Raw genomic sequence first — 23,058 nt, forward strand, 5'->3', positions numbered from 1 at the left:
CGAGCCCTTGTTCAGTGCAGGCGGTAGGCGCTGACCACACCAGACAAGCGCTGGGCCTGATCCTTCAAGCTCTCGGCAGCTGCCGTGCTCTCCTCGACCAGCGCCGCGTTCTGCTGTGTCATCTGGTCAAGCTGGGCGACGGCAATGTTCACCTGGCCGATGCCGCTGGACTGCTCACTGGCCGCGGCGCTGATCTCGCCAATGATGTCGCTGACGCGCTGCACGCTGGCGACGATCTCGCTCATCGTGCTGCCGGCATCTTGAACCAGCCGCGAGCCGCTCTCCACGCGTTCGACACTGGCGCCAATCAAGGACTTGATCTCCTTGGCCGCCTCGGCGCTACGCTGCGCCAGCGAGCGCACCTCGGATGCCACCACCGCGAAGCCGCGACCCTGCTCACCCGCGCGGGCGGCTTCGACGGCCGCATTCAGCGCAAGGATGTTGGTCTGAAAGGCGATACCGTCGATCACGCCGATGATGTCGCTGATCTTCTTTGAGCTGGCATTGATCTCGTCCATGGTCGCGACCACTTGGGAGACCACAGCGCCACCGCGCTGGGCCACAGCGGCGGCCGAATGCGCCAGCTGATTGGCCTGTGCTGCGGACTCCGCGCTCTGGCGAACGGTACCGGTCAGCTCCTCCATGGAACTGGCGGTTTCTTCCAGGCTGGAGGCGGTCTGCTCGGTTCGGGCACTGAGGTCCTGGTTGCCGGTGGCGATCTCTGCGCTGGCGGTGGAGATGCTTTCGACGACGCCTCGCACCTCCTGCATCGAGCGGTGCAACGCGCTGCGCATGCTGTCCAGGGCACGCAGCAGATGGCCGGTCTCGTCGTCGGTGTAGGCGCCCTGAGTCTGGCCGGTCAGGTCCATCGCGGCGATCGACTGGGCCATCTGCTCAGCCTGCTTGAGAGGCGTCGTGATGCTGCGCGACACGCTCCAGGCAAGAGCCACACCGATGGCCAGCGACGCCACGCTGCCGATCACCAGCATCAGGCTGGCACGGTCGCGCATCGCCTCGGTGTTCTTCACTTGCTCATCGAGTTGCCCGCGCTGGGCTTCAACCAGGCCGCGAACGGCTTGCTGGTAGGCCTGGGCTGTCGGCAGGAATCGCTGCTGCAGCGCGCTGGCCGCGGCCTCGGCCTGCCCATCCTGTTTGAGCTTGTTGATCTCGCCGCGGACAGCCAGGTAGGACTTGCGCAGCTCGCCGATCTTGGCGTACATGTCACGCTCGGCCGGCGTATCCAGCAACGGCTCCATGCGTTTCTGGATCTCGGTCGTCTCCTTGATCGCCTTGGCGGTCTCAGCAGCGAACAAATCGACGAGACTGGGATCGCTGCTCTTAGCGGTGGCCGTCGCCCGCTGGATTCCCCCATAGGTGTTCAGATACCAGTCGCTGGCCAGCCTCTCCACCTGGAGGTTCTCCTCGGTCATCTTGCGAATCTCCGCCCCCAGGCGCTGAAACTGCCAGAGCGCGATGACACTGCCCAGCAAAGACAAGCTGAGTACCACGCCCAGCACAAGAGCCAGGCGCTTGCCGATGGATGAATTGCGAAGAATCATGAACGCACTCCGATGCAGACAGCGCGAAGGAGGCGCTTGCCGGCATTGATTGCGGCAAGCGCCTGTCGCTACTCCTTCCATCGGCTGCCCGGCCTGAAAACTGAGGGTGGATTCAAGGATCTGCGTGCCAAAGAGACTGTGTCGCCCGCCATCCGTGGCCCATGCCGCACCGGCTGCGCGTCGACCCGGGCGCATTGGTCGCATGGACACACCGAGAGCCCTAAGGCGCCGCTGCACCCCGCTCACCGATTCATGGCCCGGCCGACTGCCGCCTGGTCTGGAGTCAGCAAGCGGCGGGGTCAGGGCCTGTAAAATCGAGCCTCCAAGCCCACAGTCAACCCTTCTGCCGAATCGCGCGCCATGCCTCTGTTCTGGAAGCCCTACAAGTCCGACGTCACCCAGTTCATCGAGGAGCTGAAGGCCAAGAAGCCCACGCTCGAAGCCGAGCAGCGCGCCGGCCGTGCCCTGCTGTGGGATAAGCCCATCGACCGCAGCGCCCAGCAGGACTACAGCCAGGCGCGCGTCGCCCAGCAAGCCTACGTCTACCAGACCAAGAGCGACTGAGTCGCCTGCCCGGAGCCTCGCGCTTGACTGAGACCAAGCCCGACGTCGCCGAGGCTCTGGCGGGCGCGACGCCCGGCAGCGAGCACGCGATGCCCGAGACGGTGGACGGCATCGCCGTCGCGCGGCTCTATGGCGAGCCACTCTTCCAGCTGCCGCAGGATCTCTACATCCCGCCCGATGCACTGGAAGTCTTCCTCGAGGCTTTCGAAGGCCCGCTGGACCTGCTGCTCTACCTGATCCGGCGGCAGAACTTCAACATCCTCGACATCCCGCTGGCCGACGTCACGCGCCAGTACCTCAGCTATGTCGAGCAGATCCGCAGGCATAACCTTGAGCTGGCTGCCGAGTACCTGCTGATGGCGGCGATGCTCATCGAGATCAAGTCGCGCATGCTGCTGCCGCCCAAGAAGAACGAGGACGGCCAGGAGCCCGAGGATCCTCGCGCGGAACTGGTGCGCCGCCTGCTCGAGTACGAACGCATCAAGCTTGCCGCACTCAAGCTCGACCAGTTGCCGGTGCTGGGGCGGGATTTCCTGCGCGCCCAAGTGCATATCGAGCAGGCGCTGCAGCCCAGCTTTCCCGAGGTGTCAGTGGACGATCTGCGCGAGGCTTGGCGCGAGCTGCTCAAGCGCGCCAGGCTGAACCAGCATCACAAGATCAGCCGTGAGCAGCTCTCGGTGCGCGAGCACATGAGCATCGTGCTGCGCCGCCTGCAAGGCCGGCGCTTCGCGCTGTTCGAGGACCTGTTCGAGGTAGAGCGTGGTCCGGCGGTGCTGGTCGTCACCTTCATCGCGATGCTGGAACTGGCCCGCGAACACCTGCTTGAGATCACCCAGGCCGAGGCCTTCGCGCCTATCTACGTGCGTTTGTCCTACGCAAGCAGCTGATCAGGCCTTGGTGCAGTACCGGTCCCGGTAGCTCAGCCGTGCTGCGCAGCGCGCCAGGTCGAGAAGGATTCCTCGGGATGACGCTGCACCATCTGGCTGACTGCCAGCACGGCCTGCGTGCGCGAACTCACGCCCAAAGCCTTGAGCACGGCGGCCACATGATCCTTGACCGTTTCCACCGAGACGCCTAGTTCGCGTGCAATGATTTTGTTGGGCTTGCCCTGCAGCAGCAGCGCCAGCACGTCGGTCTGGCGCGGTGTCAGCGCCAGGCTCTCCAGACCCGTGTTCTGCTGATAGCCCGAGCCCATCGCGGCCTGCTGGATCTGCTGCAGGCGGGACTGGCGCGCTCCCTCGACGCTCCCAGCCGCAGGACGCTGCGCATCCTCGTTGCCCAGCGACATCGGCGGCACATAGATGCCCCCCGACATCACCAGACGGAGCGCCTGCGCGAGCATCTCGGTGCTGGTGCGCTTGGGAACGAAGCCCATCGCCCCCTGGTCAATCGAGCGGATCACATCGCTGGCCCGATCGGAGGCAGAGATCACCACCACCGGCAGGCCGGGATAGGCAGCGCGGAACTCGTCGAGCACATCGAATCCACTGGCATCGCCTAGCTGCAGATCGAGCAGCACCAGATCGAAATCGGAGTGCTCCTTCAGCCGGCTGCGTGCCGCCGCCGCGCTGTCGGCACCGACGACCTCGACCTGTTCGTCGAGCCCCTCGATCACCGTCTTCAGCGCGGACAGGATCAACGGGTGATCATCGACCAGCAACACCTTCATCCAAATGCCTCCGCGGGCATCTGCTGCCCTGATGGGCGGCCATGATAGCGATCACCCTATAGTGCAGCACTCCCCCAAGGGGGGTAGGCAATCAGGCTTGGCGTTCGCGGGGTGTTCGCCTCCCGACGCTCAGACCAGGCGGCGGCTGACTGTCTCGGCGACCATCACCGGCTTGTCACCGCCTTCGCGCTCCACGACGCACTCGGCCACCATCTGCGCGCCGCCAGGAATTGCCTGGAACTCGGTCAGGCGAAAGCGCGCCCGCAGTCGGCTGCCGACCGGCACGGGTGCGGGAAAGCGCACCTTGTTGAGCCCATAGTTCAGGCCCATGCGCACGTCGCCGATGGTGAACGAGGTCTCGAAGAAGTGAGGCACCAGCGAGAGGGTGAGGAAACCGTGCGCCACGGTCGTGCCGAACGGGCCCTGCGCCGCAAGCGCCGGGTCGGTATGAATCCACTGATGGTCATCGGTGGCGTCGGCAAAGCGGTCAATGCGCGCCTGGTCGATGATGACCCAGTCGCTGACGCCGATCTCGCTGCCGACCAGGCCGGCCAGATCAGCGAGCTTCTCGAAATGACGCATAGCGTGTTCTCAGTCCTGCTCAAGCCACGCGGCCAGCGCTTGCCACTGCAGCAGGTCGCGCTCGACCCGGCCGGGCGCCACATCCCACAGCGTCAGCCCGCGGGCCGCCAGTTGCACATAGTTCTGCGTGTCGCGCAGCATGGTCAGCACCTCCATGCCCAGCCCCTGCACGAACTGCTGCAGTTGCTGGCTGGACAAGGTGGCCTCCCGTGCGCGCATGCCCACCAGGGCAAGACGCGGCGCGCGCCCCGCATCCCGCTGCAGATCTTGCAGGGTTTGCAGGAAGCTGTATGTCGCCTGGATGTCAAACAGGCTGGGCTGCAGCGGCACGACGATCTTGTCAGCCAGTCGGAACAGGGTCTGCAGCCGCTTTCCATGCAGCCCTGCAGGGCTGTCGAGCACGATATGGCTGACGTCGCGCGGCGGCCGCACCGCGGTCTTGCCATCGCCCAGTTGCTCCCAGGCGCGGATCCGCGGCAGCTGGGGCGGTCGTTGCGCCAACCATTGCTGGCTGGACTGCTGAGGATCGCTGTCGCCCAGCATCACCGCATGACCTCGATGGGCCAGATAGCCGGCAATATTGCTGGACAGCGTGCTCTTGCCGACCCCTCCCTTGGGGTTGGCCACCAGGATCACGGGCATGAGGGCATCCTCCATTGGACTGGGGCGCCGCATCGTAGCCCTGTGCCGGCGACGGCGGCAATTCGGGTTCGCAGCGACAATCGGCACCATGTTCGCTCCCTCCCAACTCGATGTCCGCCGCTTCTTCTGCAGCACTTACCGCAAGCTGCGCGCCGGCCAACCGCTGATCCCCATGGAGGCGCTCGCCGCGCAGTGGATCGATGAGCATCCGGAGTACCACGCGGAACTGGCCGACGAGCAAACGGCGCTGGCGAGCACCTATGCAGTCGAGGACGGGCGCAGCAACCCCTTTCTGCACCTGGCCATGCACCTCACGCTGTCGGAGCAGCAGTCGATCGACCAGCCCACGGGCGTGCGCCAGGCCCTGGAGCTGCTGGCCGCCCGACGGCAATCGCTGCATGAGGCCCACCACGAGGCGATGGAGTGCCTGGGCCAAATGATCTGGACCTCACAGCGCAGCGGTCTGCCACCTGACGGCCACGCCTATCTGGACTGCGTGCGCAGCCGCGCCACCCGTTGAGCCGGGCTCCGGGCCAAGGCCGAAAAGACAAAGGCCACGCGAAGGCGTGGCCTGATCTGGCATGAAGAACTGCCGCAACGGCGCTCAGGCCTGGTAAGAGCCTCCGCCCAGTCCGCTGCGCTCGGCCTTGCCGTAGGAGGAGTACAAGCCGGTGCTCTCGGCAGGCATCAGCACATCGATGGCCCGATCCAGCGCAGCCGTGGCTCGTGCCAGCGACTCCCGCTGCGCGGCCACGCGGCCACCAGCCATCACCAGGCGGTGGCGCAGATTCGGAGGCACATTCCCCGCGCGGGCCGCTTCGCCAAAGGCAGCGATGGCCTCGGCCAATGCCTTGTGCAGCGCACTGGCATGCATCTCGATGGCCTGGCTGTCGCGGCGCAGCAGCGCCTCGCCCAGCTGGTTGAGGCAGCCCTCGACGGCGAGCAGCGGACGCTCGAGTTCCTGGCTGATGCCGGATTCGGCAGGGTTGTGGAGTTCGTTCGGAGGCAGAGCTTGCATGGCGGTACCCGCCGCGAGGCGTGTGAATTGGTTCGGCGCGCTTGTCGATAGGCCGGCCGGAGCCGGCGAAGGCTTCAGTGCGGCGAGGCGCGGCTGAGCATCTCCTGCGCGTTGCTGATCAGCTTGTCGGCGATCGCTTCGGCGTTGATGCTGAACTTGCCCTCGCTGATCGCCTGCGTGATGCGCTGCACCTTTTCGGCATCGAAGCTGCCTTCATCGGCGACACCCGACATCAGCTTGCTGGCATTCGACGATAGCTCGATGCGCGCACTGGCCTCAGGCGTCTTACCGACGGCACCGGACGAAGGCGTGCCGCCCTGCGCGCGACCGGCATCGGCCGCACCGGATCGCTCCGTCGCGACCGGCAGCGCACTTTTCGCTTCTGGGCTGTTACCGATTTTCATGCTGTTCTCCATGGGTGGAGCCATTGGCCCAACCCGTCCAGGTTTCCGGTGTATCGACCCATACCGGCGCGACTTGAGGAAATTCTAGTCCCCCGACCTCGGGGATACCCGCAGGCCCACCATGAATCGGGCGGCGGGTGCTCACAGCAGCACCTCCACCCGACGCTTGCCGATCGCGCGGCCGGTCACCGTCCGGCCGTTCTCGAAACGCACCCGCACATCCCGGCCTTCCAGCCCGGGCTCGAGTGCCTGCCCTTCACCCGAGATCGCGAAGCCGGCGCCGGCAACCAGCACCTGCACGCGGTCTCCCGCGACGAACCAGCGACGTGCACGCAGATCGTGGCTGCGCAGGGCCTCGCCTGCGCCAACCGGGCTCTGCAGCACGCGGCCGAGCAGTTGCGCAGGATCGGTGAACACCGCCCCGCTCTCGGCCGCAAGATCTATTTCGGCCGTTTGCAGATGGGCTGCAGTCAGCTCCACCCCGGCCGGCAGCGCCTCGGCGCTGACCAGGGCTTTGGCGAACACCTGCACCGTCACCGGCAGGCTGACGTTCCAGCGCGCCGAGCCATCGACACAGCGCAGGCCAATCCGCGTGCGCCCCCAGGCGCGCTGGCCCGGCGGCAGATAAGGCTGGATCTGACCGCAGCTCGCCAGGCGCAGCCGCGGGTCCAGCTGCCCGAGCTGCACTTCGACCCTTGCGCCGGCCGGCGCTCCGGCACGCGCGCCGGCAGTGGCCAGCGCTTGCACGCGGCTGAGCACCTCGCCAGGGATGGTTTGGGAAGGCTGCTGAGCCTGGGCCACGCCGACGCCCAGCCACGCCAGCAGCACCACGCAGGTGGCGCGCAGGCAGCGAGCGGCAGAGGGAGCACGGGCCTTTTGAAGCATGGGGGGCACTTTAGGCCCGAGCCGGTGGCGGCTGAGCGCTGAAATGCGCGCCAAAGCCCGCTCTATTCGCGCTAAAGATTTCCGGGCTGCCCAACACAATGCCTGCCATACGGGTAGCAAAGGGTCGCCACAGGTCATCCGCCGCCACTCGACGCTAAAGCCAGGCTGCCCGGAGGGCAAGACCATGATCAACCGACTGACCGATTCGCTGAACTTCCAGACCGAGGCGCTCAAGCTGCGCTCGGAACGTCAGCGCCTGCTTGCCAGCAATATCGCGAATGCCGACACGCCGGGCTACCAGTCGCGCGACTTCGACTTCTCGCGGGCCCTGCGTGAAGCCACCGGCGATCTCGCCACCCGCGGCGCGATGAGCGCCACCCAAGGCGGCCACATGGCCCCACTGGCCGGCGCGCGCAGCGATGCGCAGAAGCTCTACGGCGCCGCGGCGCAGACCAGCCTGGACAGCAACACCGTGGACATGGACCGCGAACGCGCCAGCTTCGCTGACAACGCGGTGAAGTATGAAGCCACGCTTCGCTTCATCAACGGCAGCGTGCGCACCACGCTGGATGCGATGAAGTCGCACACCTCGCCCTGAGCGACTGACAGGAGAACGCCATGTCGATGTTTCAGATCTTCTCCGTCTCGGGCAGCGCGGTCAGCGCGCAGAGCCAGCGCCTCAACGTGGTGGCCAGCAATCTGGCCAACGCCGACACCGTGGCCGGACCCGACGGGCAGGCCTACAAGGCGCGCCAGGTGGTGTTCCAGACTCATCTGGTCGGCGCCGGCAACGACCTCGGTGCCGCGGGCGTCAAGGTCTCGCAGATCACCGAGGACCAGACCCAGGGCCGCCGCGTCCACGATCCCAAGCATCCACAGGCCGACGCCGAGGGCTATGTGACCTATAGCAACGTCAACAGCGTGGAGGAGATGGTCAACATGATCTCGGCCTCGCGCTCCTACCAGAACAACATCGAAGTCATGAGCACGGCCAAGAGCCTGCTGCTCAAGACCCTGCAGCTCGGCCAGTCCTGAGCCCTGACCCGAACGCGAAGGAAACGCCATGGACTACAGCGTGCTCAACAGGACCAGCAGCTCGAGTGGCACCGGCACGGGCAGCAGCAGCTCGGCGTCGAAGAACGCTGCCGACACGCAGGACCGCTTTCTCAAGCTGCTGGTCGCGCAGATGCAGAACCAGGACCCGATGAATCCGATGGACAACGCCCAGGTGACCAGCCAGATGGCGCAGATCCAGACGGTCTCGGGCATCGCCACGCTGGACAAGTCCATCCAGTCGCTGTCCAGCCAGTTCAGCCAGATGCAGACGCTGCAGGGAGTCTCGCTGGTCGGCCGCGACGTCAGCATCGAAGGCAACAAGATGGTCATCGCCGAGAACCGTGGCCAGGGCGCCTTCGAGCTCAGCGGCCCGGCCGACAAGGTCAAGCTCGAGGTGCTCAGCCCTGCCGGCGCGGTGCTGGACACCATCGACATGGGCGCACAAGGCGCCGGCCTGCACCAGTTCGACTGGTCGGCCGAGAAGAGCAAGGGCTACACCCAGGTGAACTTCCGCATCACCGCCACCAGCGGCACCGCGGCAGTCGGCACCACGCTGTATTCCACCGACAAGGTTGCGTCCGTCAGCACCAGCAGCAGCGGCAAGCTGCAGCTCCAGCTCGAGAAGCTCGGCCAGGTGGACTACAGCAGCATCAAGGCCATCGATTGAAGAACCCCGTCGCTGCCCGTCGCGGGCACGCAAGTCACGACCGTCCCGCTTAAGGAATCACCATGAGCTTCCAACAAGGTCTCTCCGGTCTGAACGCCGCCAGCAAGAACCTGGAAATCATCGGCAACAACATCGCCAATGCCAACACCTATGGCAGCAAGTCCTCGCGAGCCGAGTTCTCCGACCTCTATGCCGCCTCGCTGAGCGGAGCGGGCAGCGGCACCATCGGCATCGGCACCAAGCTGTCCACCGTGGCGCAGCAGTTCACCCAGGGCAACATCACCATCACCGAGAACCCGATGGACCTGGCGATCAACGGCGGTGGCTTCTTCCAGCTCAGTGATAGCAAGAACCCCACCTTCTACAGCCGCAATGGCCAGTTCAAGGTGGACAAGCAAGGTTTCATCGTCAACAACGACCAGCTCAAGCTGCTGGGCTATCCCGCCGACGGCACGGGCAAGATCACGCCCGGCCTGGCGCAGCCACTGCAGCTGCCCACCAAGGGCATCGATCCCAAGGTGACCAACGACATCAATATGGAGTTCAACCTCGACTCCCGCGCCAGCCCGACGGCGCCGATCGATGCCGGCGGCAACGAGATCACCGGCATGTCGCTCACCGACCCGAGCACCTACAACAACGCCACCTCGATGACGGTCTATGACAAGAAGGGGCAGCCGATCGCGGTGACGATGTACTTCCAGCGCACCAAGACGCCCGATCCGGGCGGCAGCGGCGGCACGGTGTGGAACGTCTACATCACCGCCAACGACAAGCCGCTGGATCAGGCGGCGGACGGCAGCACGATCACGCCGGCCGATCCGCAGGCACCGGTGCTGCCCTACACGCAGCTGATCTTCCCCAAGGAAGGCGGCTCGCCGCTGCAACCGCTGGTGGCGCTGGACCTCTATATCCCCGAAGGCGTCAATGCAGGCGGCGCCTCGACGCTGAGCATCCCCTTCGATCCGGCCACCGCCGACCCGAACAATCCCGACAACCGCGCGATCCGCCTGGACTTCACCTCCGCCACCGAGAACGGCTCCAGCTTCGCGGTGACCGACCTGACACAGGACGGCTACGCCCCTGGCCAGCTCACCGGCATCCAGGTGGAAACGAACGGCATCGTCACCGCGCGCTACTCGAACGGCCAGTCCAAGGCCGCAGGCCAGGTGGAACTGGCGACCTTCCGCAACAACCAGGGCCTGCAGCCCATGGGTGGCAATGTCTGGGCGCGCTCCAACGCCTCGGGCGAGCCGGTGGTCGGCGTGCCCGGCGACGGCAACCTGGGCGTGCTCTCGCCCGGATCGCTGGAAGAGTCGAACGTCGACCTCACCGGCGAGCTGGTGAATATGGTCACCGCGCAACGCGTCTACCAGGCCAATGCGCAGTCGATCAAGACGCTCAACGACGTGCTGCAGACCCTCGTCAACCTGCGTTGATGCTGGACTGAACTGACCGGAGGCCTGCATGGACCGCATGATCTACCTGTCGATGGCCGGCGCGAAGGCGGCCATGCAGCGCCAGGACGTGCTGGCCAACAACCTGGCCAACGTCTCGACCAACGGCTTCCGCGCCGAGCTGCAGGCCTTCCGTTCCGTGCCGGTGCGCGGCGACGGCGCCAGCACCCGCGCCTATGCGCTGGAAACCACCATCGGCTACAACGATGCCGCTGGCCCGATCACGCAAACCGGCCGCAATCTGGACGTGGCCATGCAGGGCAGGTCCTGGCTGGCGGTGCAGAGCCTGGACGGCACCGAGGCCTACACCCGCGCCGGCGGCCTGGAAGTCAATGCCGAAGGCTTGCTGGCCTTGCGCAACGGGCTGCCGGTGCTCGGCGACGGCGGCCCGATCAATGTGCCGCCCAACTCCGAGCTGCTGATCGGCAACGACGGCACCATCTCCGCCAAGGGACCGACCGGCCGCCCGACCGCGATAGGCCGGCTCAAGCTCGTCACGCCCGAAGCGCCGCTGACCCGCGGCACCGATGGCCTGTTTCGCGCCGCCGACGGCGACCTGCCGGCCGACCCGGCCGCCCGCCTGCAGGACGGCGCGCTGGAAGGTTCCAACGTCAGCCCGGTGGAGACCATGGTCAGCATGATCGCCGCGGCCCGCCAGTTCGAGCAGCAGATGAAGCTGCTGCAGATCGCCCAGACCCAGGGCCAGCAGTCCGCCAAGCTGCTCGGCACGACCTAAGCCCATCAAAGGACACCGCCATGCTTCGCTCCCTGTGGATTGCCAAGACCGGCATGGAGGCCCAGCAGACCCAGCTGGACACCATCTCGCACAACCTCGCCAACGTCGCCACCAACGGCTTCAAGCGCTCGCATGCGGTGTTCGAGGACCTGATCTACCAGAACCTGCGCCAGACCGGCGCAAACACCACCGAGCAGACCCAGCTGCCCACCGGTCTGCAGGTCGGCCTGGGCGTGCGCCCGGTGGCCACCGCCCGCGTGTTCAGCCAGGGCAATCTGCAGCAGACCACCAACAACCTGGATCTGGCGATCAAGGGCAGCGGCTTCTTCCAGATCCAGATGCCCGATGGCACGACCGCCTACACCCGCGACGGCAGCTTCCAGCTGGACGCCAACGGTCAGATCGTCACCAACAACGGCTACACGCTGCTGCCCGGCATCACCGTGCCGGCCAATGCGCAGAGCCTCACCGTGGGCCAGGACGGCACGGTCAGCGTGACCGTGCCCGGCCAGGCCGCGCCGCAAACCGTGGGGCAGATCCAGCTGGCCAGCTTCGTCAACCCGGCCGGCCTGGACCCGCGCGGGCAGAACCTGTTCGCCGAGACCGCCTCCTCCGGCACGCCCAACGCTGGTGCACCCAATGCCAACGGCATGGGCGCGCTGCAGCAGGGCTTCGTCGAGACCTCCAACGTCAACGTGGTCGAGGAGCTGGTGCAGATGATCCAGACCCAGCGCGCCTACGAACTGAACTCCAAGGCCGTACAGACCTCGGATCAGATGCTGCAGAAGCTCGGCCAGATCTGAGGCAAGACCATGAAGAACCTGCGTTCACTGACGGCCCTGACCGTGGCGGGCTTGCTCGGCGGCTGCGCCGCGCTGGACACGCCGCGGGTCGAGATGCCGAACATGCCGGTGGTGCAGCTGCCGCAAACGCCCCAGCCCCTGCCCGTCAACGGCTCGATCTACCAGGCGGTCAGCTACCGCCCGCTGTTCGAGGACCACCGGGCGCGCATCGTCGGCGACACCGTCACCGTGCAGATCACCGAAAGCATCTCCGCCACGCAGAGCTCCAGCAGCGCGCTGGACAGGAAGGGCGAGCTGGCCGGCGCGATCACCGCCCTGCCCGGCATCGCTGCCAATTCCTTCGGCCGCGCCAGCGCCGGCGCCACCGCGGCAACGACCAGCGCCGGCAAGGGCAGCAATGCCAACAGCAACACCTTCTCCGGCACCATCACCGCGGTGGTCATCGCGGTGCTGCCCAACGGCCACCTGATGATCAGCGGCGAGAAGCAGATCGGCGTCAACGAGAACGTCGACGTGCTGCGCTTCACCGGCCAGGTGGATCCGCGCTCCATCCAGCAGGGCAACGCCGTGCCATCCACCGCCGTGGCCAACGTCCGCGTCGAGCAGCGGGGCCGGGGCAGCTATGCACAAGCTCACGGAATAGGCTGGTTGTCGCGCTTCTTTTTGAGTCTTTCGCCGACTTAAGAATGCCCAGAATCGGTCGACAGGAGCCTCCCCGTCGACCGCCATGCACACCCGCCTCAATTCCCTGCTCAAGCCGCTGCTGTTCGCGGCCCTGGCCATGGCCGCCGTCCTGCCCACGCAGGCGGCGCGCATCAAGGAAGTGGCCAGCGTCGCCGGCGTGCGCTCCAACCCCCTGACCGGCTACGGCCTGGTTGTCGGCCTGGACGGTACCGGCGACCAGACCACCCAGGCCCCCTATACCGGGCAGAGCCTGCAGGCCATGCTGCAGCAGTTCGGCGTGATCCTGCCGCCGGGCGTGACCATGCAGCCGCGCAATGTCGCCGCAGTGATGGTGACCGCCCAGCTCCCCGCCTTTGCCCAGCCGGGCCAGCAGCTCGACATCGCCGTGTCCTCGATCGGCAATGCCAAGAGCCTGCGCGGCGGCACGCTGATCGCCACGCCGCTGCGCGGTGCCGATGGCCAGGTCTATGCGCTGGCCCAGGGCAATCTGATCGTCGGCGGCGCCGGCGCCTCGGCCGGCGGCTCCAAGGTGCAGATCAACCACCTGAGCGCTGGCCGCATTCCCAGCGGTGCCACCGTCGAGCGCAGCGTGCCCACACCGCTGCAGATGGGTGACAGCATCCAGCTCGACCTGAACGCCGCCGACTTCGCCACCGCCCGCGCCGTGGCCCAGGCCATCAACGCGGCCAAGGGCGCCGGCACCGCCCAGGCGCTGGACGGCCGCGTCGTGCGCGTGAAGGCTCCGACCGATGCCAATGCCCGCGTCGGCTTCCTCGCCGACCTGGAGAACCTGTCGCTGGACCTGGCCACGCCGGCAGCGCGCATCGTCGTCAATGCGCGCACCGGCTCGGTGGTGATGAACCAGGCAGTGACGCTCAAGCCCTGTGCTGTCGCGCACGGCAGCCTGTCGGTGACGATCAGCTCGACACCGCAGGTCAGCCAGCCGGGCCCGCTGTCCGGCGGCCAGACCACGGTGACCGAAAAGACCGACATCTCGCTGCGCCAGGAACCCGGCGCGCTGATCCAGATGCCCGAAGGCGCCAAGCTGTCCGACGTCGTCAAGGCGCTCAACGCGCTGGGCGCCACGCCGCAGGACCTGCTGGCCATCCTTCAGGCCATGAAGGCCGCCGGCGCGATCTCGGCGGAACTGGAGGTGATCTGATGAGCAGCAAGCCCTTCGCCCTCGTCAGCAGCCAGACGCTGAACACCGACACCCGCTCGGTCGAAGCGCTGCGCGCGGCGGCGGCGCGCGACCCCAAGACCAGCATCCGCGAGGCCTCGCGCCAGTTCGAGGCGCTCTTCATGCAGGAGGTGATGAAGAGCATGCGGGCCTCGACCATGTCGTCCGGCCTGATGGAGAACTCCGCCACCCAGCTCGGCACCGACATGCTCGACACCCAGTACGCCGCCAAGCTGACCGGTCTGCCCGGCGGCCTGTCCGAGGCGATTGCACGCCAGCTGCAGCGCCAGATGGGCATCAAGGACGACAAGAGCGCGGCGGGCATCACCGCCGGCAAGACCGTCGAGCCGCTGCCCGCGCTGGCGAAGAAGAACGTCGCACCCCATGTGCAAAGCTTCATCCAGCAGCACGATGGCGCCGCCAAGGCCGCCGAGGCCGCCACCGGCATTCCGGCCAGCTTCATGATCGCGCAGGCCGCACACGAATCCGGCTGGGGCAAGCGCGAGATCAAGATGAAGGACGGCAGCACCAGCCACAACATTTTCGGCATCAAGGCGACCGACAGCTGGAAGGGCCCGGTCGCCGAGGTGCAGACCACCGAATACATCGACGGCAAGGCGCAGAAGGTCACCGCGAAGTTCCGCGCCTACGCCAGCTACGACGAGGCGTTCAAGGACTATGCGCGTCTGCTGGGCAGCAATGCGCGCTATGCCGACGTCGTCGCCAAGGCGCAACAGGGCGCCGGCGCGCAGACCTTCGCGATGGGTCTGCAAAAGGCCGGCTATGCCACCGACCCCGAATACGCCAGCAAGCTGGCCCGAGTGATCAACACCACGGTGCGCGTGCAGCGCGCCATGGCCTGAGGCCGCACGGGCCGCCTAGCAAGGACCAAGCGCCATGGGAACCTCCGCACTGCTATCGCTGGGTATGCGCGCCATGTTCGCCAACCAGGCGGCGCTGCAGACCATAGGCCAGAACATCGCCAACGCGAACACGCCTGGCTATTCGCGCCAGCAGGTCGAGTTCAGCACCACCGGCGGCCAGTTCACCGGCGCCGGCTTCTTCGGCAAGGGCGTCCAGGTCGAGACGGTGACCCGCTCGTACAACGCCTTCCTGACCCGTGACGCCGCCGATGCGAAGTCGCTGTCCGCGATGGACTCGACCCGCCTTGCGCAGCTGCAACAGATCGAAAAGCTCTTCCCGCCGGGCGAAAGCGGCATGGGCTATGCCGCCAACCAGCTGTTCAACGCGATGGTGGACGTGTCGGCCAATCCCGCCGACCCGTCGGCACGTCAGGTGGTGCTGGGCCGCGCACAGGAGCTGGCGGCCCGCTTCTCGGCGGCCGGGCAGCAGATCGCCGACCTGCAGACCGGCGTGGTCAGCGACCTGAAGGCCAATGTGGACGTGGTCAACCAACTGGCCCAGCAGATCGCCAAGGCCAACGACCAGATCGCCCGCGTGACCGGCTCCGGCCACACGCCCAACGACCTGCTCGACCAGCGCGACCAGCTGGTTTCCGAGCTGAGCCAGTACGTCAAGGTCAGCACCCTGCCCTCGGACGACGGCACCATGGGCGTGTTCATCGGCGGCGGCCAGCGCCTGGTGCTGGGCTCGATCGCGCAGCAGCTGGCGGTCAGCACCGACCCCTACGACAGCTCGCGCGCCCAGCTCAGCATCGTCGAAGCCGCGGGCAACCGCGTGCTCGACGAGTCGGTGCTCACCGGCGGCTCGATCAGCGCGCTGCTGGCCTACCAGAACAAGGATCTGCAGGACGCACGCAACCTGCTCGGGCAGATGGCGATGGCCTTCTCCGAGCGCGTCAACAAGCAGCAATCGCTGGGCCTGGACCTGTCCTCGCCTTCGGGCCTGGGTGTTGCCATGTTCGAGACCGGCGAGCCGCGCGCCCTGCCCGCGCGCACCAATGCACGCAACCCGGACGGCAGCTTCGTGACCACGCTGGACGTCACGATCACCGACGCGACGCGCCTGCCCGCAGCCAGCTTCGAGCTGCGCAGCGACCCGACCTCGGGCGGCTTCCAGCTGACCCGTCGCCCCGACGGCCAACCGGAGATCCTCAGCGCGGCCGACATCGAGACTCGCTATGGCTTCAGCGTCACCGTCGGCGGCGGCGCAATGGCGACGACCGACAGCTTCGTCATCGAGCCGGTGGGCCAGGCTGCCGTGGGGATGCGCCGCGTGCTGGACAACCCCAACGGCATCGCCGCGGCCGCGCCCGTGACCGCCTACACCTCGATCAACAACACCGGCACCGTCAGTGTGGAGTCGCTCTACGCGGTCAACAGCAATATCGCTGCCACCGTGGATACCGCCGCGCCGCGCGTGCCGCTGCAGATCGTCTTCGGCACGGTGAACCCGGACAACAGCATCAACTACACCGTCACGCTGGCTGACGGAACCGTCATCACCGATGAATGGAGTTCGGGCGAAAAGATCGGCAACTTTCCGCTCGCCGGCATCGACCTGGGCTTCGAGCTGCGTCTGAACGGCATTCCGCGCGACGGCGACGTGATCGACGTGACCAAGACCGAGTTCCCGGCCGCCAACAACGGCAATGCCAAAGCCTTCCTGAACATGCAAAGCGAGCCCTTCGTGGGCCGCACGGTGCAGCCGGACGGCAGCGTGATACGCGGTTCCAGCATCACCGACGCCTATGCCGCGGCGATGTCCGACATCGGCTCGCGCGTGCAGGGTGCCGAGTACCTCAGCGGCGTCTCCCGTGCCGTTGCCAACGACGCCGAGCAGGTACGCAGCGGCAGCGCCGGCGTCAACCTCGACGAGGAAGCGGCCCGGCTGATGCAGTTCCAGCAGGGCTACCAGGCGGCGGCCAAGGTGCTGCAGGTCGGCCAGACCATCTTCGACGAACTGCTCAAGCTCTCGCAGCGCTGAGCTGCCATCGCACTGAACGCCCAGGAGCCCGGCCATGCGCATCAGCACCGCCAATATGTTCGATTCCAGCGTCGCGCAGCTGCAGCAGCGTCAGCAGCAGATGCAGGACTCGCAGATGCGCCTCACCTCTGGCAAGCGCATCCTCAAGGCCAGCGACGACCCGACCTCGGCCGCGCGGGCCGAGCGCGCGCTGGCCTCGATCGGCCGCGTGGACGCCAACCAGCGCGCGCTGGAGGCCAGCCGCAACAGCCTGCGCCTGGCCGAGTCGGCGCTTGGCGACGCCAGCGAACTGCTGCAGCAGATCAGCGAATCGCTGGTCGCCGCCGGCAATGCCAGCTACAGCGACGCCGAGCGCAAGAGTCTCGCCAGCAAGCTCGCCGGCCTGCGCACCCAGCTGCTGTCCATCGCCAACCGCAGCGACGGCTCTGGCGGCTACATCTTCGGCGGCCAAGGCTCCAACGATGCCCCCTTCCTCGACCTGCCCGGCGGCGTCAAGTACATGGGCACGCCCGGCTCGGTGCAGACCGGCACGATGGAGAGCTTCTCGCTGAACGTCGACGGCCGCGCTACCTGGATGCAGGCGCGCACCGGCAACGGTACCTTCGTCACCGCATCGGCGCCCAACGCCATCACCGCGCAGCCGGCCAAGAGCTGGATCGACGCCGGGCGCGTGACCAACCCCGCACTGCTGACCGGCCACGACTACCAGATCCAGATCGTCGGCAGCGGCCCCGGCGCCACCTACAACGTCATCGACCAGACCCTGGGCAGCACGGTCGCCTCAGGCAGCTTCATGTCGGGCAAGGCGATCGAGTTCGACGGCATGGCCGTCAACCTCAGCGGTGTCGCCGAGGACGGCGACACCTTCGACATCACCCCCTCGCAGCCTGGCTTGTCGGTGTTCGACGTGATCGACCAGGCCGTCGCCGAGCTCAACACCGACCAGCGCAGCCCCATCGAGATCGCGCAGACCAATGCGGGCCGGCTGCGCGACATCAACGCGGTGATGGGCAATCTGCAGAACGTCCGCAGCCAGGTGGGCGAGAAACTCAACAACCTGGACGGCAGCGAAAGCCGCATGGCCGACAACAAGCTCTACAGTCAGCAGGAGCGCGCCGCCGCAGAGGATTTGGACATGGTGCAGGGCATCTCCGACTTCCAGAACCAGCAGTCAGGCTACGATGCGGCTCTGAAGACCTATGCGATGGTGCAGAAGATGTCGCTGTTCCAGTATGTCAACTTCTGATTCTTGATGACCCAGATCCACAGCATCCTCGGCACGCTTGCCCTGGGCTACGCGCCCCTTTTCGACGCCCAGCACCAGGTGCTGGCCACGCGGCTGACTGCAATTCCGCTGCGACCCGATGCCCGGCCCGACGCCGGCGAACTCCTGGCCGCACTCGCCGAGGTGTGGCCTGCTGGCGGCAAGCCCTATGTGCTCAGCGCCCTCAGCGAAAGCCTGCTCGAAGGCCTGCTGCAGAGCGAAGCGGGCAGCAATCTGATGCTGGAGCTGCCCGCCTTCATGCTCAATGACGAGCGACTGTCTGCGCTGCAGGCCTTGCACAAGCGCGGCGTGACGCTGCTGCTCAAGGGCCGGCCGCTGGCGCCGTTGAGCCCCGCGCTGCAGGCCTGCTTCAAGAACGCGGTGTTGGATCTTGCCGACGAGCGCGGCAATCCGGGCAGCGCGTCGCCACTGCCCAAGCTGATCAGCGGCGTGCGCGGCAGCGCGGACGTCCGCGACGGTTTCAAGAGCGGCGCGTCGGCGGTGATCGGCTGGACCGTTGAAGGTGCCTACGAGTCGCCGGACGACGCGGCCAGAACCGAGGTGCAGACCGACCTGCAGGTCATCATGCAGCTGATGGCCCAGCTCGATCAGGGCGAGGACATCGAGAAGCTCGAGGCCACGCTCAAGCGCGACCCCAGCCTGGCCTTCAAGCTGCTGCGCTACCTGAATTCGGCCGCCTTCGGCCTGGCCGTCGAGGTCTCCTCCTTCCGCCACGCCATCATGCTGCTGGGCTATGCGCGCCTGAAGCGCTGGCTGGCCCTGCTGTTGGCCACGGCGAGCAAGGATCACGCCATGCGGCCGGTGATGTTCGCTGCGCTGCGCCGCGGGCTGTTGATGGAAGAGCTCTCGAAGACGCTGGGCGACAGCGAGGCACGCGACGAGATGTTCATCTGCGGCCTGTTCTCGCTGCTGGACCATATGCTCAAGCAGCCTTTCGCCAAGCTGCTGCAGTCCATCCCGATGCCGGAGCGGGTGCGCCAGGCCCTGGTCGAAAGCAGCGGCCCCTTCCAGCCCTATCTCGAGTTGGTGCGCGCGATCGAGGCCGAGTCGGTGTTCGACTACCGGCAGGCCGCCGAGCAGCTGATGCTGGAGCCGCTGGAGATCAATCACGCGGTGCTGCGCGCGCTGGCCAAGGCCAATCAGCTCGAATAGTCGGCCGCTACACTGCGGACCGTGCCTCACACACCGCCCCACGCACCTGCACAGCTGCCCCTGCTGACCCATGATCTGGCCGCGCTGCGCGGCCTGATGGGGCAGCTCAGCGACCCGCTGTTGCTGCTCGATGGCGGACTGCATGTGCTCGAGGCCAATGCCAGCGCCTACCGGCTTCTCGGCCTGCCCGCCGATGGCAGCCTGCTGGCGCTGCGCACTGGCAGCGGCAGCCGCCTTCAGGACTGGCTGCGCCAGAGCACGCAAGCCAGCGAAGCCGGACGGCGAGGTCCGCCCGCCCCCACCTTGGCCCTGGCCGACGGCAGCCGTGCGCAGATCAGCCTGCTGGCGCTGCAGGGTGACGAAGCCGCGCGCTGGCTGCTCCATGCTCAGCCGGTGGCGCCGCGCAGCGCGCGCCCCGCGGGCCGCGCCGTCGAAGCACCCGCGTCGCCGCCAGGCGAGCCCTCTGTACCGCCCGCCAACGACGTGGCCCCCTGGGCCGCCGAGCTGCTGCAGATCTTCTGGTCTTCGCCCTTCCCCGCCTTCGTGCTCGATGCCCGGCTGCAGCTGCTGGCGGTGAATGCAGCCTTTGCCGAGCTGTGCGGACACAGCGCCGAAGCACTGCGCGGCCGCGCCCTGGGGGAACTGCTGGGTGGCGCAGAGCGCAACCGGCTGCTTGCCGCCTCGCGGCCGGCCGCCGTGCCGGCGGAGTTCAGCCTGCGCGATGCCCAGGGGCACGAGCGCACGATGCGCTGCACCCAGCACCTGATCACCGATGCCGGCCAGCCCGTGCAACGGCTGTGCGTGCTGCAGGACTGCACCGCGGAACTGGCCGCGCGCGAGCAGGCCGAACGCGCGCAGGCCGAGATGGAGCAGTGGTTCGCCCTGAGCCCGCAACCCATGGTGCTGTTCGACGACAACGGTCTGCTGCTGCGTGCCAACAGCGCCTTCACCGCGCTGAGCCTGAGCCCGCTGGCCACGCTGCACGATGCGTCGGCAGAGCTGCAGCAGCTGCTCGCCTGGAGCGATGGCCGGCCAATCCCGGCGCTGCAGCAGGCCCAGCCCGCCGGCCAGGCGCTGCTGACCCAGGCGATGCTGGTCGAACCCGGTGGCCGCACGCGCTGGCTGCAGGGCCGGCTGCGCCCGGTGGCCAGCCTCGGCGGGCGCCAACGCCGCTACATGGCGGTGCTCGAGGACCGCAGCCTTGAGCAGGAGCGCGATCTGGCCCATCAACAGCTCGATGCGCTGATGGACACCGCCGGCGTGGGACTGGCGACCTTCCAGCAGGATGCCGGCTGGCTGCGCCCGCGCGCACTGAAGTCTGGCGGCGGCACCGGCCGCAACACGCTGGCCGGCCTGCAGGGCATCAGCCGCGACATCGTCGAGCCCTCATCGCTGCCCGAGTTCGAGCGCTTGCAGAAGGCCTTGAAGAGCGGCGAACGCATCGAGGTGCGCTATGCGGTGCGCCATCCCGAACTGGGCCGGCGCTGGCTGCTGACCCGCGTCGAGCCAGGCCGGCTGAGCACAGGCCAGCGCACCACCTCGGTGGTGACGCTGGACCTGAGCGCCCAGCACCAGGCCGAGCGGCGCAGCGAGCAGCTGCTGCGCGAGCTCACCACCATCATGGATGGCGCCAGCCTGGGCCTGGCCTACCTGCGCGGTGCGCAGCTGCTGCGCAGCAACCGCGGCTTTGCCGAGATGCTCGGCTTGCCCGACGACACGGCGCCGGGCACGCCTGTGGCGCAGCTCTTCGCCGCCGTGCCCGAGCTGCGCCGCCAGGTGCTCAATGCCCTGCCCCGGCTGGCGGACAAGCCTTTCGAGACCGAGTTCGTGCAAGTCGGCAGCCCGCGCTGGCTCTCGCTGAGCCTGCGCCCGGTGGCCGTGGCCGCCGATGAGCAGCCCGAGACCATCGTCGTGATCAGCGACATCAGCCGGCTCAAGGCCCAGCAAGCCGAGCTGGAGACCCTGGTGCAGGACCGCGAGCTGATGTTCAACCTCTCCGATGTCGGCATGGCCATCCTGCGCCAGGGCCACATCGAGCGAGCCAATCAGGCACTGGCCAGCATGAGCGGCTACCGCATCGACGAGCTGGACAAGCTGGATCACCGCGCGCTGTTCGAGTCCGGCTCCGCCTTCGAGCAGCAGCAGTCGGTGATGCAGGCCGCTCTGGCCGAGGGCGGCCTGTGGCGCGGCGAGCGCCGCCTGCGCCGCCGCGACGGCAGCTTGCTGTGGGTGCAGGTGAGCAAGCGGGTCATGCGCCCCGGCGTGCCGGACGCCGGCGTGATCGCCACCTATGTGAACGTGGACGAGCGCTGGCGCGCCCAGCAGTCGCTGATGCTGCAGACCGAGCGCGAGCGCGCCGTGCTGGACTCGGTGCTGGTGGGCATCGTCACCGTGGGCCGCAGCGGCATTGAATGGATGAACCGCTCCGCCCGGCGCATGTTCGGCGGCGACCTCGTCGAGTTCCTCGGCCAGCCGATCAGCACGGTGGCGACCGACGCGGTCGACCATCCCTTCCGCAGCCGGCACTTCGACGAACTGGTCGAAGGCCAGGCCGAGACCTTCGAATGCCGGCTCAAGGCGCGCGACGGCCGCGAGTTCTGGGTCATCGGCAATGCGGTGGCAACAAGCACCGAAGCCGCCGACCGGCAGATCACCTATGCACTGCTGGACATCGAGCGCCGCCGCCAGGCCGAGGCGCAGAGCCAGCAGGCCCAGGCCAGCCTGCGGCGCATCATCGCCACTGCGCCGCTGGCGATCGCGCTGTTCGACGCGCAGACCCTGCTCACCGAGCAGGTGAACCATGCGGTCATGGCGCTGACCGGGCGCGGCGAACACGAACTGCTCGGTGCCACGCCCGAGCTGCTGTTCGGCGCCGCGCAAGGCGCGGAGCTGCGCCGCGACCTCGAGGCTGCGCTGCAGACCGAGGCCGTGATGCAGCGCGAGTACCGCGTGGAGATAGCCGGTCAGGCAAGGCTGTGGGATGTGCGGCTGCTGCACCTGGCGGGCATTGCCGATGCCAGCGGCCAGGCCGAGCCCGAACAGGTGCTGCTGGTGGCCAGCGACGTCACCGAGCAACGTGCCGCCGCCGACGCACGCCTGGCCGCCGCGATCGCGCAGCGCGAACTGCTGGTCAAGGAAGTGCACCATCGCATCAAGAACAATCTGCAGGGTGTGGCGGGGCTGCTGCAGCAGATCGCTGCGCGCCGCCCCGAAGTGGCCGGTGTGATCGGCGAGGCCGTCAGCCAGGTGCAGGCGATCGCCCAGGTCTACGGCCTGCAGGTCGGCTCCTCCGGACCGCTGCGTGTGAAGAGCGTGGTGGAGGCCATCGTCGGCTCGGTGCAACGCGCCAGCGGCCAGCCGATACGTCTGGAGGTGCAAAGCGCGCTGCCCCGACTGGCTCATCAGTGGGCCCTGCCCGAGGCCGAGTCCATCCCGATCGCGCTGACGCTCAACGAGCTGCTCGGCAATGCCATGAAGCACAGCGGCCACGGCGGCGGCGAGGTCAGCTGCACGCTGATTTGCGAGCAGGAACGCGTGACGCTGAGCATCTGCAACGAGGGTCAGCTGCCTGCGGGCTTCGATCTGGCGCAGGTGCGCGGTGGCGTCTCCGGCCTAGGGCTGGTGCGGGCGCTGCTGCCGCGACGCAGCGCCAAGCTCAGCCTGGAGCAGCACGGCACACAGGTGCACAGCAGCATCGAGCTGCGCCCGCCGAGCATCACGCTGCTCGAACCGCTATGAACCGAAACAGACGCTTGACATGTTTCGGCGACAATGAGCGCAACAACACGCCGGCCTGAGCAAGGCCGGC

Annotated in this window: 23 protein-coding genes; 16 read left to right on the plus strand and 7 right to left on the minus strand. The window is 67.4% G+C overall.

The genetic code is table 11. From position 1 onward, the window contains the following. Positions 1 to 11 precede the first annotated feature (11 nt). Positions 12 to 1,559 (minus strand): methyl-accepting chemotaxis protein, encoded by a 1,548-nt coding sequence (locus tag AC2EBS_RS06245; protein WP_484727494.1) that lies wholly within the window; start codon positions 1,557 to 1,559, stop codon positions 12 to 14. 360 nt (positions 1,560 to 1,919) lie between these two features. On the opposite strand from AC2EBS_RS06245, the gene AC2EBS_RS06250 reads away from it, so the two are divergent. After that, positions 1,920 to 2,123 carry a DUF3460 family protein gene (locus tag AC2EBS_RS06250; protein WP_484727495.1) on the plus strand — a complete coding sequence of 68 codons (204 nt, stop codon included), beginning with the start codon at positions 1,920 to 1,922 and terminating at the stop codon, positions 2,121 to 2,123. A gap of 89 nt (positions 2,124 to 2,212) precedes the next feature. After that, complete coding sequence (locus tag AC2EBS_RS06255) at positions 2,213 to 3,010, plus strand: segregation and condensation protein A (RefSeq protein WP_484727578.1); 798 nt, start codon at positions 2,213 to 2,215, stop codon at positions 3,008 to 3,010. Positions 3,011 to 3,042: 32 nt separating this feature from the next. Here AC2EBS_RS06255 and AC2EBS_RS06260 read toward each other — a convergent pair whose 3' ends face one another. The 3 genes from AC2EBS_RS06260 to AC2EBS_RS06270 all read right to left on the minus strand — a co-directional run bounded on the left by AC2EBS_RS06260 (position 3,043) and on the right by AC2EBS_RS06270 (position 5,016). After that, positions 3,043 to 3,792 carry a response regulator gene (locus AC2EBS_RS06260; protein WP_484727496.1) on the minus strand — a complete coding sequence of 250 codons (750 nt, stop codon included), beginning with the start codon at positions 3,790 to 3,792 and terminating at the stop codon, positions 3,043 to 3,045. Between the two features lie 129 nt (positions 3,793 to 3,921). Then, positions 3,922 to 4,374: a MaoC family dehydratase gene (locus tag AC2EBS_RS06265; protein ID WP_484727497.1), complete on the minus strand. Its 453-nt coding sequence runs from the start codon at positions 4,372 to 4,374 to the stop codon at positions 3,922 to 3,924. Positions 4,375 to 4,383: 9 nt separating this feature from the next. Then, entirely contained in the window at positions 4,384 to 5,016 is a 633-nt protein-coding gene (locus AC2EBS_RS06270; RefSeq protein WP_484727498.1) for a ParA family protein, read from the minus strand. 88 nt (positions 5,017 to 5,104) lie between these two features. Here AC2EBS_RS06270 and AC2EBS_RS06275 point away from each other — a divergent pair, with 88 nt between their 5' ends. Then, the gene (locus tag AC2EBS_RS06275; protein WP_484727499.1) at positions 5,105 to 5,536 is read left to right on the plus strand and encodes a DUF1841 family protein; all 432 of its coding nucleotides are present in this window, start codon (positions 5,105 to 5,107) and stop codon (positions 5,534 to 5,536) included. Between the two features lie 84 nt (positions 5,537 to 5,620). Here the strand turns inward: AC2EBS_RS06275 and AC2EBS_RS06280 are convergent, their stop codons facing one another. From AC2EBS_RS06280 to flgA, 3 genes are all read right to left on the minus strand, one after another. Continuing rightward, positions 5,621 to 6,034, minus strand: coding sequence for a hypothetical protein (locus AC2EBS_RS06280; protein ID WP_484727500.1), 414 nt, complete (start codon positions 6,032 to 6,034; stop codon positions 5,621 to 5,623). A gap of 74 nt (positions 6,035 to 6,108) precedes the next feature. Then, on the minus strand, positions 6,109 to 6,438 hold the full coding sequence (flgM, locus tag AC2EBS_RS06285; RefSeq protein WP_484727501.1) for a flagellar biosynthesis anti-sigma factor FlgM: 330 nt from the start codon (positions 6,436 to 6,438) through the stop codon (positions 6,109 to 6,111). A 141-nt stretch (positions 6,439 to 6,579) separates the two neighbouring features. Next, positions 6,580 to 7,323: a flagellar basal body P-ring formation chaperone FlgA gene (gene flgA, locus AC2EBS_RS06290; RefSeq protein ID WP_484727502.1), complete on the minus strand. Its 744-nt coding sequence runs from the start codon at positions 7,321 to 7,323 to the stop codon at positions 6,580 to 6,582. Positions 7,324 to 7,507: 184 nt separating this feature from the next. Between flgA and flgB the strand changes: the two genes are divergently transcribed. The 13 genes from flgB to AC2EBS_RS06355 all read left to right on the plus strand — a co-directional run bounded on the left by flgB (position 7,508) and on the right by AC2EBS_RS06355 (position 22,988). Further along, a complete protein-coding gene (gene flgB / locus AC2EBS_RS06295; protein WP_484727503.1) occupies positions 7,508 to 7,921 on the plus strand; it encodes a flagellar basal body rod protein FlgB in 414 nt (137 codons plus the stop codon). Between the two features lie 20 nt (positions 7,922 to 7,941). Beyond that, complete coding sequence (gene flgC, locus AC2EBS_RS06300) at positions 7,942 to 8,358, plus strand: flagellar basal body rod protein FlgC (RefSeq protein WP_484727504.1); 417 nt, start codon at positions 7,942 to 7,944, stop codon at positions 8,356 to 8,358. Between the two features lie 28 nt (positions 8,359 to 8,386). After that, a complete protein-coding gene (locus tag AC2EBS_RS06305) occupies positions 8,387 to 9,046 on the plus strand; it encodes a flagellar hook assembly protein FlgD (protein ID WP_484727505.1) in 660 nt (219 codons plus the stop codon). Between the two features lie 62 nt (positions 9,047 to 9,108). Beyond that, positions 9,109 to 10,485: a flagellar hook protein FlgE gene (flgE, locus tag AC2EBS_RS06310; RefSeq protein ID WP_484727506.1), complete on the plus strand. Its 1,377-nt coding sequence runs from the start codon at positions 9,109 to 9,111 to the stop codon at positions 10,483 to 10,485. Positions 10,486 to 10,513: 28 nt separating this feature from the next. Next, entirely contained in the window at positions 10,514 to 11,239 is a 726-nt protein-coding gene (gene flgF, locus AC2EBS_RS06315; protein WP_484727507.1) for a flagellar basal-body rod protein FlgF, read from the plus strand. Positions 11,240 to 11,259: 20 nt separating this feature from the next. Further along, positions 11,260 to 12,042, plus strand: coding sequence for a flagellar basal-body rod protein FlgG (flgG, locus tag AC2EBS_RS06320; RefSeq protein ID WP_484727508.1), 783 nt, complete (start codon positions 11,260 to 11,262; stop codon positions 12,040 to 12,042). 9 nt (positions 12,043 to 12,051) lie between these two features. Continuing rightward, positions 12,052 to 12,726, plus strand: coding sequence for a flagellar basal body L-ring protein FlgH (locus tag AC2EBS_RS06325; RefSeq protein WP_484727509.1), 675 nt, complete (start codon positions 12,052 to 12,054; stop codon positions 12,724 to 12,726). 43 nt (positions 12,727 to 12,769) lie between these two features. Then, positions 12,770 to 13,888, plus strand: a complete 1,119-nt coding sequence (locus tag AC2EBS_RS06330) for a flagellar basal body P-ring protein FlgI (protein ID WP_484727510.1) — start codon at positions 12,770 to 12,772, stop codon at positions 13,886 to 13,888. Then, positions 13,888 to 14,769: a flagellar assembly peptidoglycan hydrolase FlgJ gene (flgJ, locus tag AC2EBS_RS06335; RefSeq protein ID WP_484727511.1), complete on the plus strand. Its 882-nt coding sequence runs from the start codon at positions 13,888 to 13,890 to the stop codon at positions 14,767 to 14,769. The genes AC2EBS_RS06330 and flgJ overlap by 1 nt, the downstream gene beginning before the upstream one ends. 34 nt (positions 14,770 to 14,803) lie before the next feature. Next, positions 14,804 to 16,813: a flagellar hook-associated protein FlgK gene (flgK, locus tag AC2EBS_RS06340; RefSeq protein ID WP_484727512.1), complete on the plus strand. Its 2,010-nt coding sequence runs from the start codon at positions 14,804 to 14,806 to the stop codon at positions 16,811 to 16,813. A gap of 34 nt (positions 16,814 to 16,847) precedes the next feature. Continuing rightward, positions 16,848 to 18,059, plus strand: a complete 1,212-nt coding sequence (gene flgL, locus AC2EBS_RS06345) for a flagellar hook-associated protein FlgL (RefSeq protein WP_484727513.1) — start codon at positions 16,848 to 16,850, stop codon at positions 18,057 to 18,059. 6 nt (positions 18,060 to 18,065) lie between these two features. Next, positions 18,066 to 19,250, plus strand: coding sequence for an EAL and HDOD domain-containing protein (locus AC2EBS_RS06350; protein WP_484727514.1), 1,185 nt, complete (start codon positions 18,066 to 18,068; stop codon positions 19,248 to 19,250). Between the two features lie 21 nt (positions 19,251 to 19,271). Continuing rightward, on the plus strand, positions 19,272 to 22,988 hold the full coding sequence (locus tag AC2EBS_RS06355) for a PAS domain S-box protein (protein ID WP_484727515.1): 3,717 nt from the start codon (positions 19,272 to 19,274) through the stop codon (positions 22,986 to 22,988). Positions 22,989 to 23,058: the final 70 nt, after the last annotated feature.

Source organism: Roseateles sp. T103, from assembly GCF_057219915.1.

Excerpts from the sequence above, each read along its gene's own strand:
- AC2EBS_RS06245 (WP_484727494.1), bottom strand. The coding sequence starts at position 1,559 with ATGATTCTTCGCAATTCATCCATCGGCAAGCGCCTGGCTCTTGTGCTG.
- AC2EBS_RS06250 (WP_484727495.1), top strand. The coding sequence starts at position 1,920 with ATGCCTCTGTTCTGGAAGCCCTACAAGTCCGACGTCACCCAGTTCATC.
- AC2EBS_RS06255 (WP_484727578.1), top strand. The coding sequence starts at position 2,213 with ATGCCCGAGACGGTGGACGGCATCGCCGTCGCGCGGCTCTATGGCGAG.
- AC2EBS_RS06260 (WP_484727496.1), bottom strand. The coding sequence starts at position 3,792 with ATGAAGGTGTTGCTGGTCGATGATCACCCGTTGATCCTGTCCGCGCTG.
- AC2EBS_RS06265 (WP_484727497.1), bottom strand. The coding sequence starts at position 4,374 with ATGCGTCATTTCGAGAAGCTCGCTGATCTGGCCGGCCTGGTCGGCAGC.
- AC2EBS_RS06270 (WP_484727498.1), bottom strand. The coding sequence starts at position 5,016 with ATGCCCGTGATCCTGGTGGCCAACCCCAAGGGAGGGGTCGGCAAGAGC.
- AC2EBS_RS06275 (WP_484727499.1), top strand. The coding sequence starts at position 5,105 with ATGTTCGCTCCCTCCCAACTCGATGTCCGCCGCTTCTTCTGCAGCACT.
- AC2EBS_RS06280 (WP_484727500.1), bottom strand. The coding sequence starts at position 6,034 with ATGCAAGCTCTGCCTCCGAACGAACTCCACAACCCTGCCGAATCCGGC.
- flgM (WP_484727501.1), bottom strand. The coding sequence starts at position 6,438 with ATGAAAATCGGTAACAGCCCAGAAGCGAAAAGTGCGCTGCCGGTCGCG.
- flgA (WP_484727502.1), bottom strand. The coding sequence starts at position 7,323 with ATGCTTCAAAAGGCCCGTGCTCCCTCTGCCGCTCGCTGCCTGCGCGCC.
- flgB (WP_484727503.1), top strand. The coding sequence starts at position 7,508 with ATGATCAACCGACTGACCGATTCGCTGAACTTCCAGACCGAGGCGCTC.
- flgC (WP_484727504.1), top strand. The coding sequence starts at position 7,942 with ATGTCGATGTTTCAGATCTTCTCCGTCTCGGGCAGCGCGGTCAGCGCG.
- AC2EBS_RS06305 (WP_484727505.1), top strand. The coding sequence starts at position 8,387 with ATGGACTACAGCGTGCTCAACAGGACCAGCAGCTCGAGTGGCACCGGC.
- flgE (WP_484727506.1), top strand. The coding sequence starts at position 9,109 with ATGAGCTTCCAACAAGGTCTCTCCGGTCTGAACGCCGCCAGCAAGAAC.
- flgF (WP_484727507.1), top strand. The coding sequence starts at position 10,514 with ATGGACCGCATGATCTACCTGTCGATGGCCGGCGCGAAGGCGGCCATG.
- flgG (WP_484727508.1), top strand. The coding sequence starts at position 11,260 with ATGCTTCGCTCCCTGTGGATTGCCAAGACCGGCATGGAGGCCCAGCAG.
- AC2EBS_RS06325 (WP_484727509.1), top strand. The coding sequence starts at position 12,052 with ATGAAGAACCTGCGTTCACTGACGGCCCTGACCGTGGCGGGCTTGCTC.
- AC2EBS_RS06330 (WP_484727510.1), top strand. The coding sequence starts at position 12,770 with ATGCACACCCGCCTCAATTCCCTGCTCAAGCCGCTGCTGTTCGCGGCC.
- flgJ (WP_484727511.1), top strand. The coding sequence starts at position 13,888 with ATGAGCAGCAAGCCCTTCGCCCTCGTCAGCAGCCAGACGCTGAACACC.
- flgK (WP_484727512.1), top strand. The coding sequence starts at position 14,804 with ATGGGAACCTCCGCACTGCTATCGCTGGGTATGCGCGCCATGTTCGCC.
- flgL (WP_484727513.1), top strand. The coding sequence starts at position 16,848 with ATGCGCATCAGCACCGCCAATATGTTCGATTCCAGCGTCGCGCAGCTG.
- AC2EBS_RS06350 (WP_484727514.1), top strand. The coding sequence starts at position 18,066 with ATGACCCAGATCCACAGCATCCTCGGCACGCTTGCCCTGGGCTACGCG.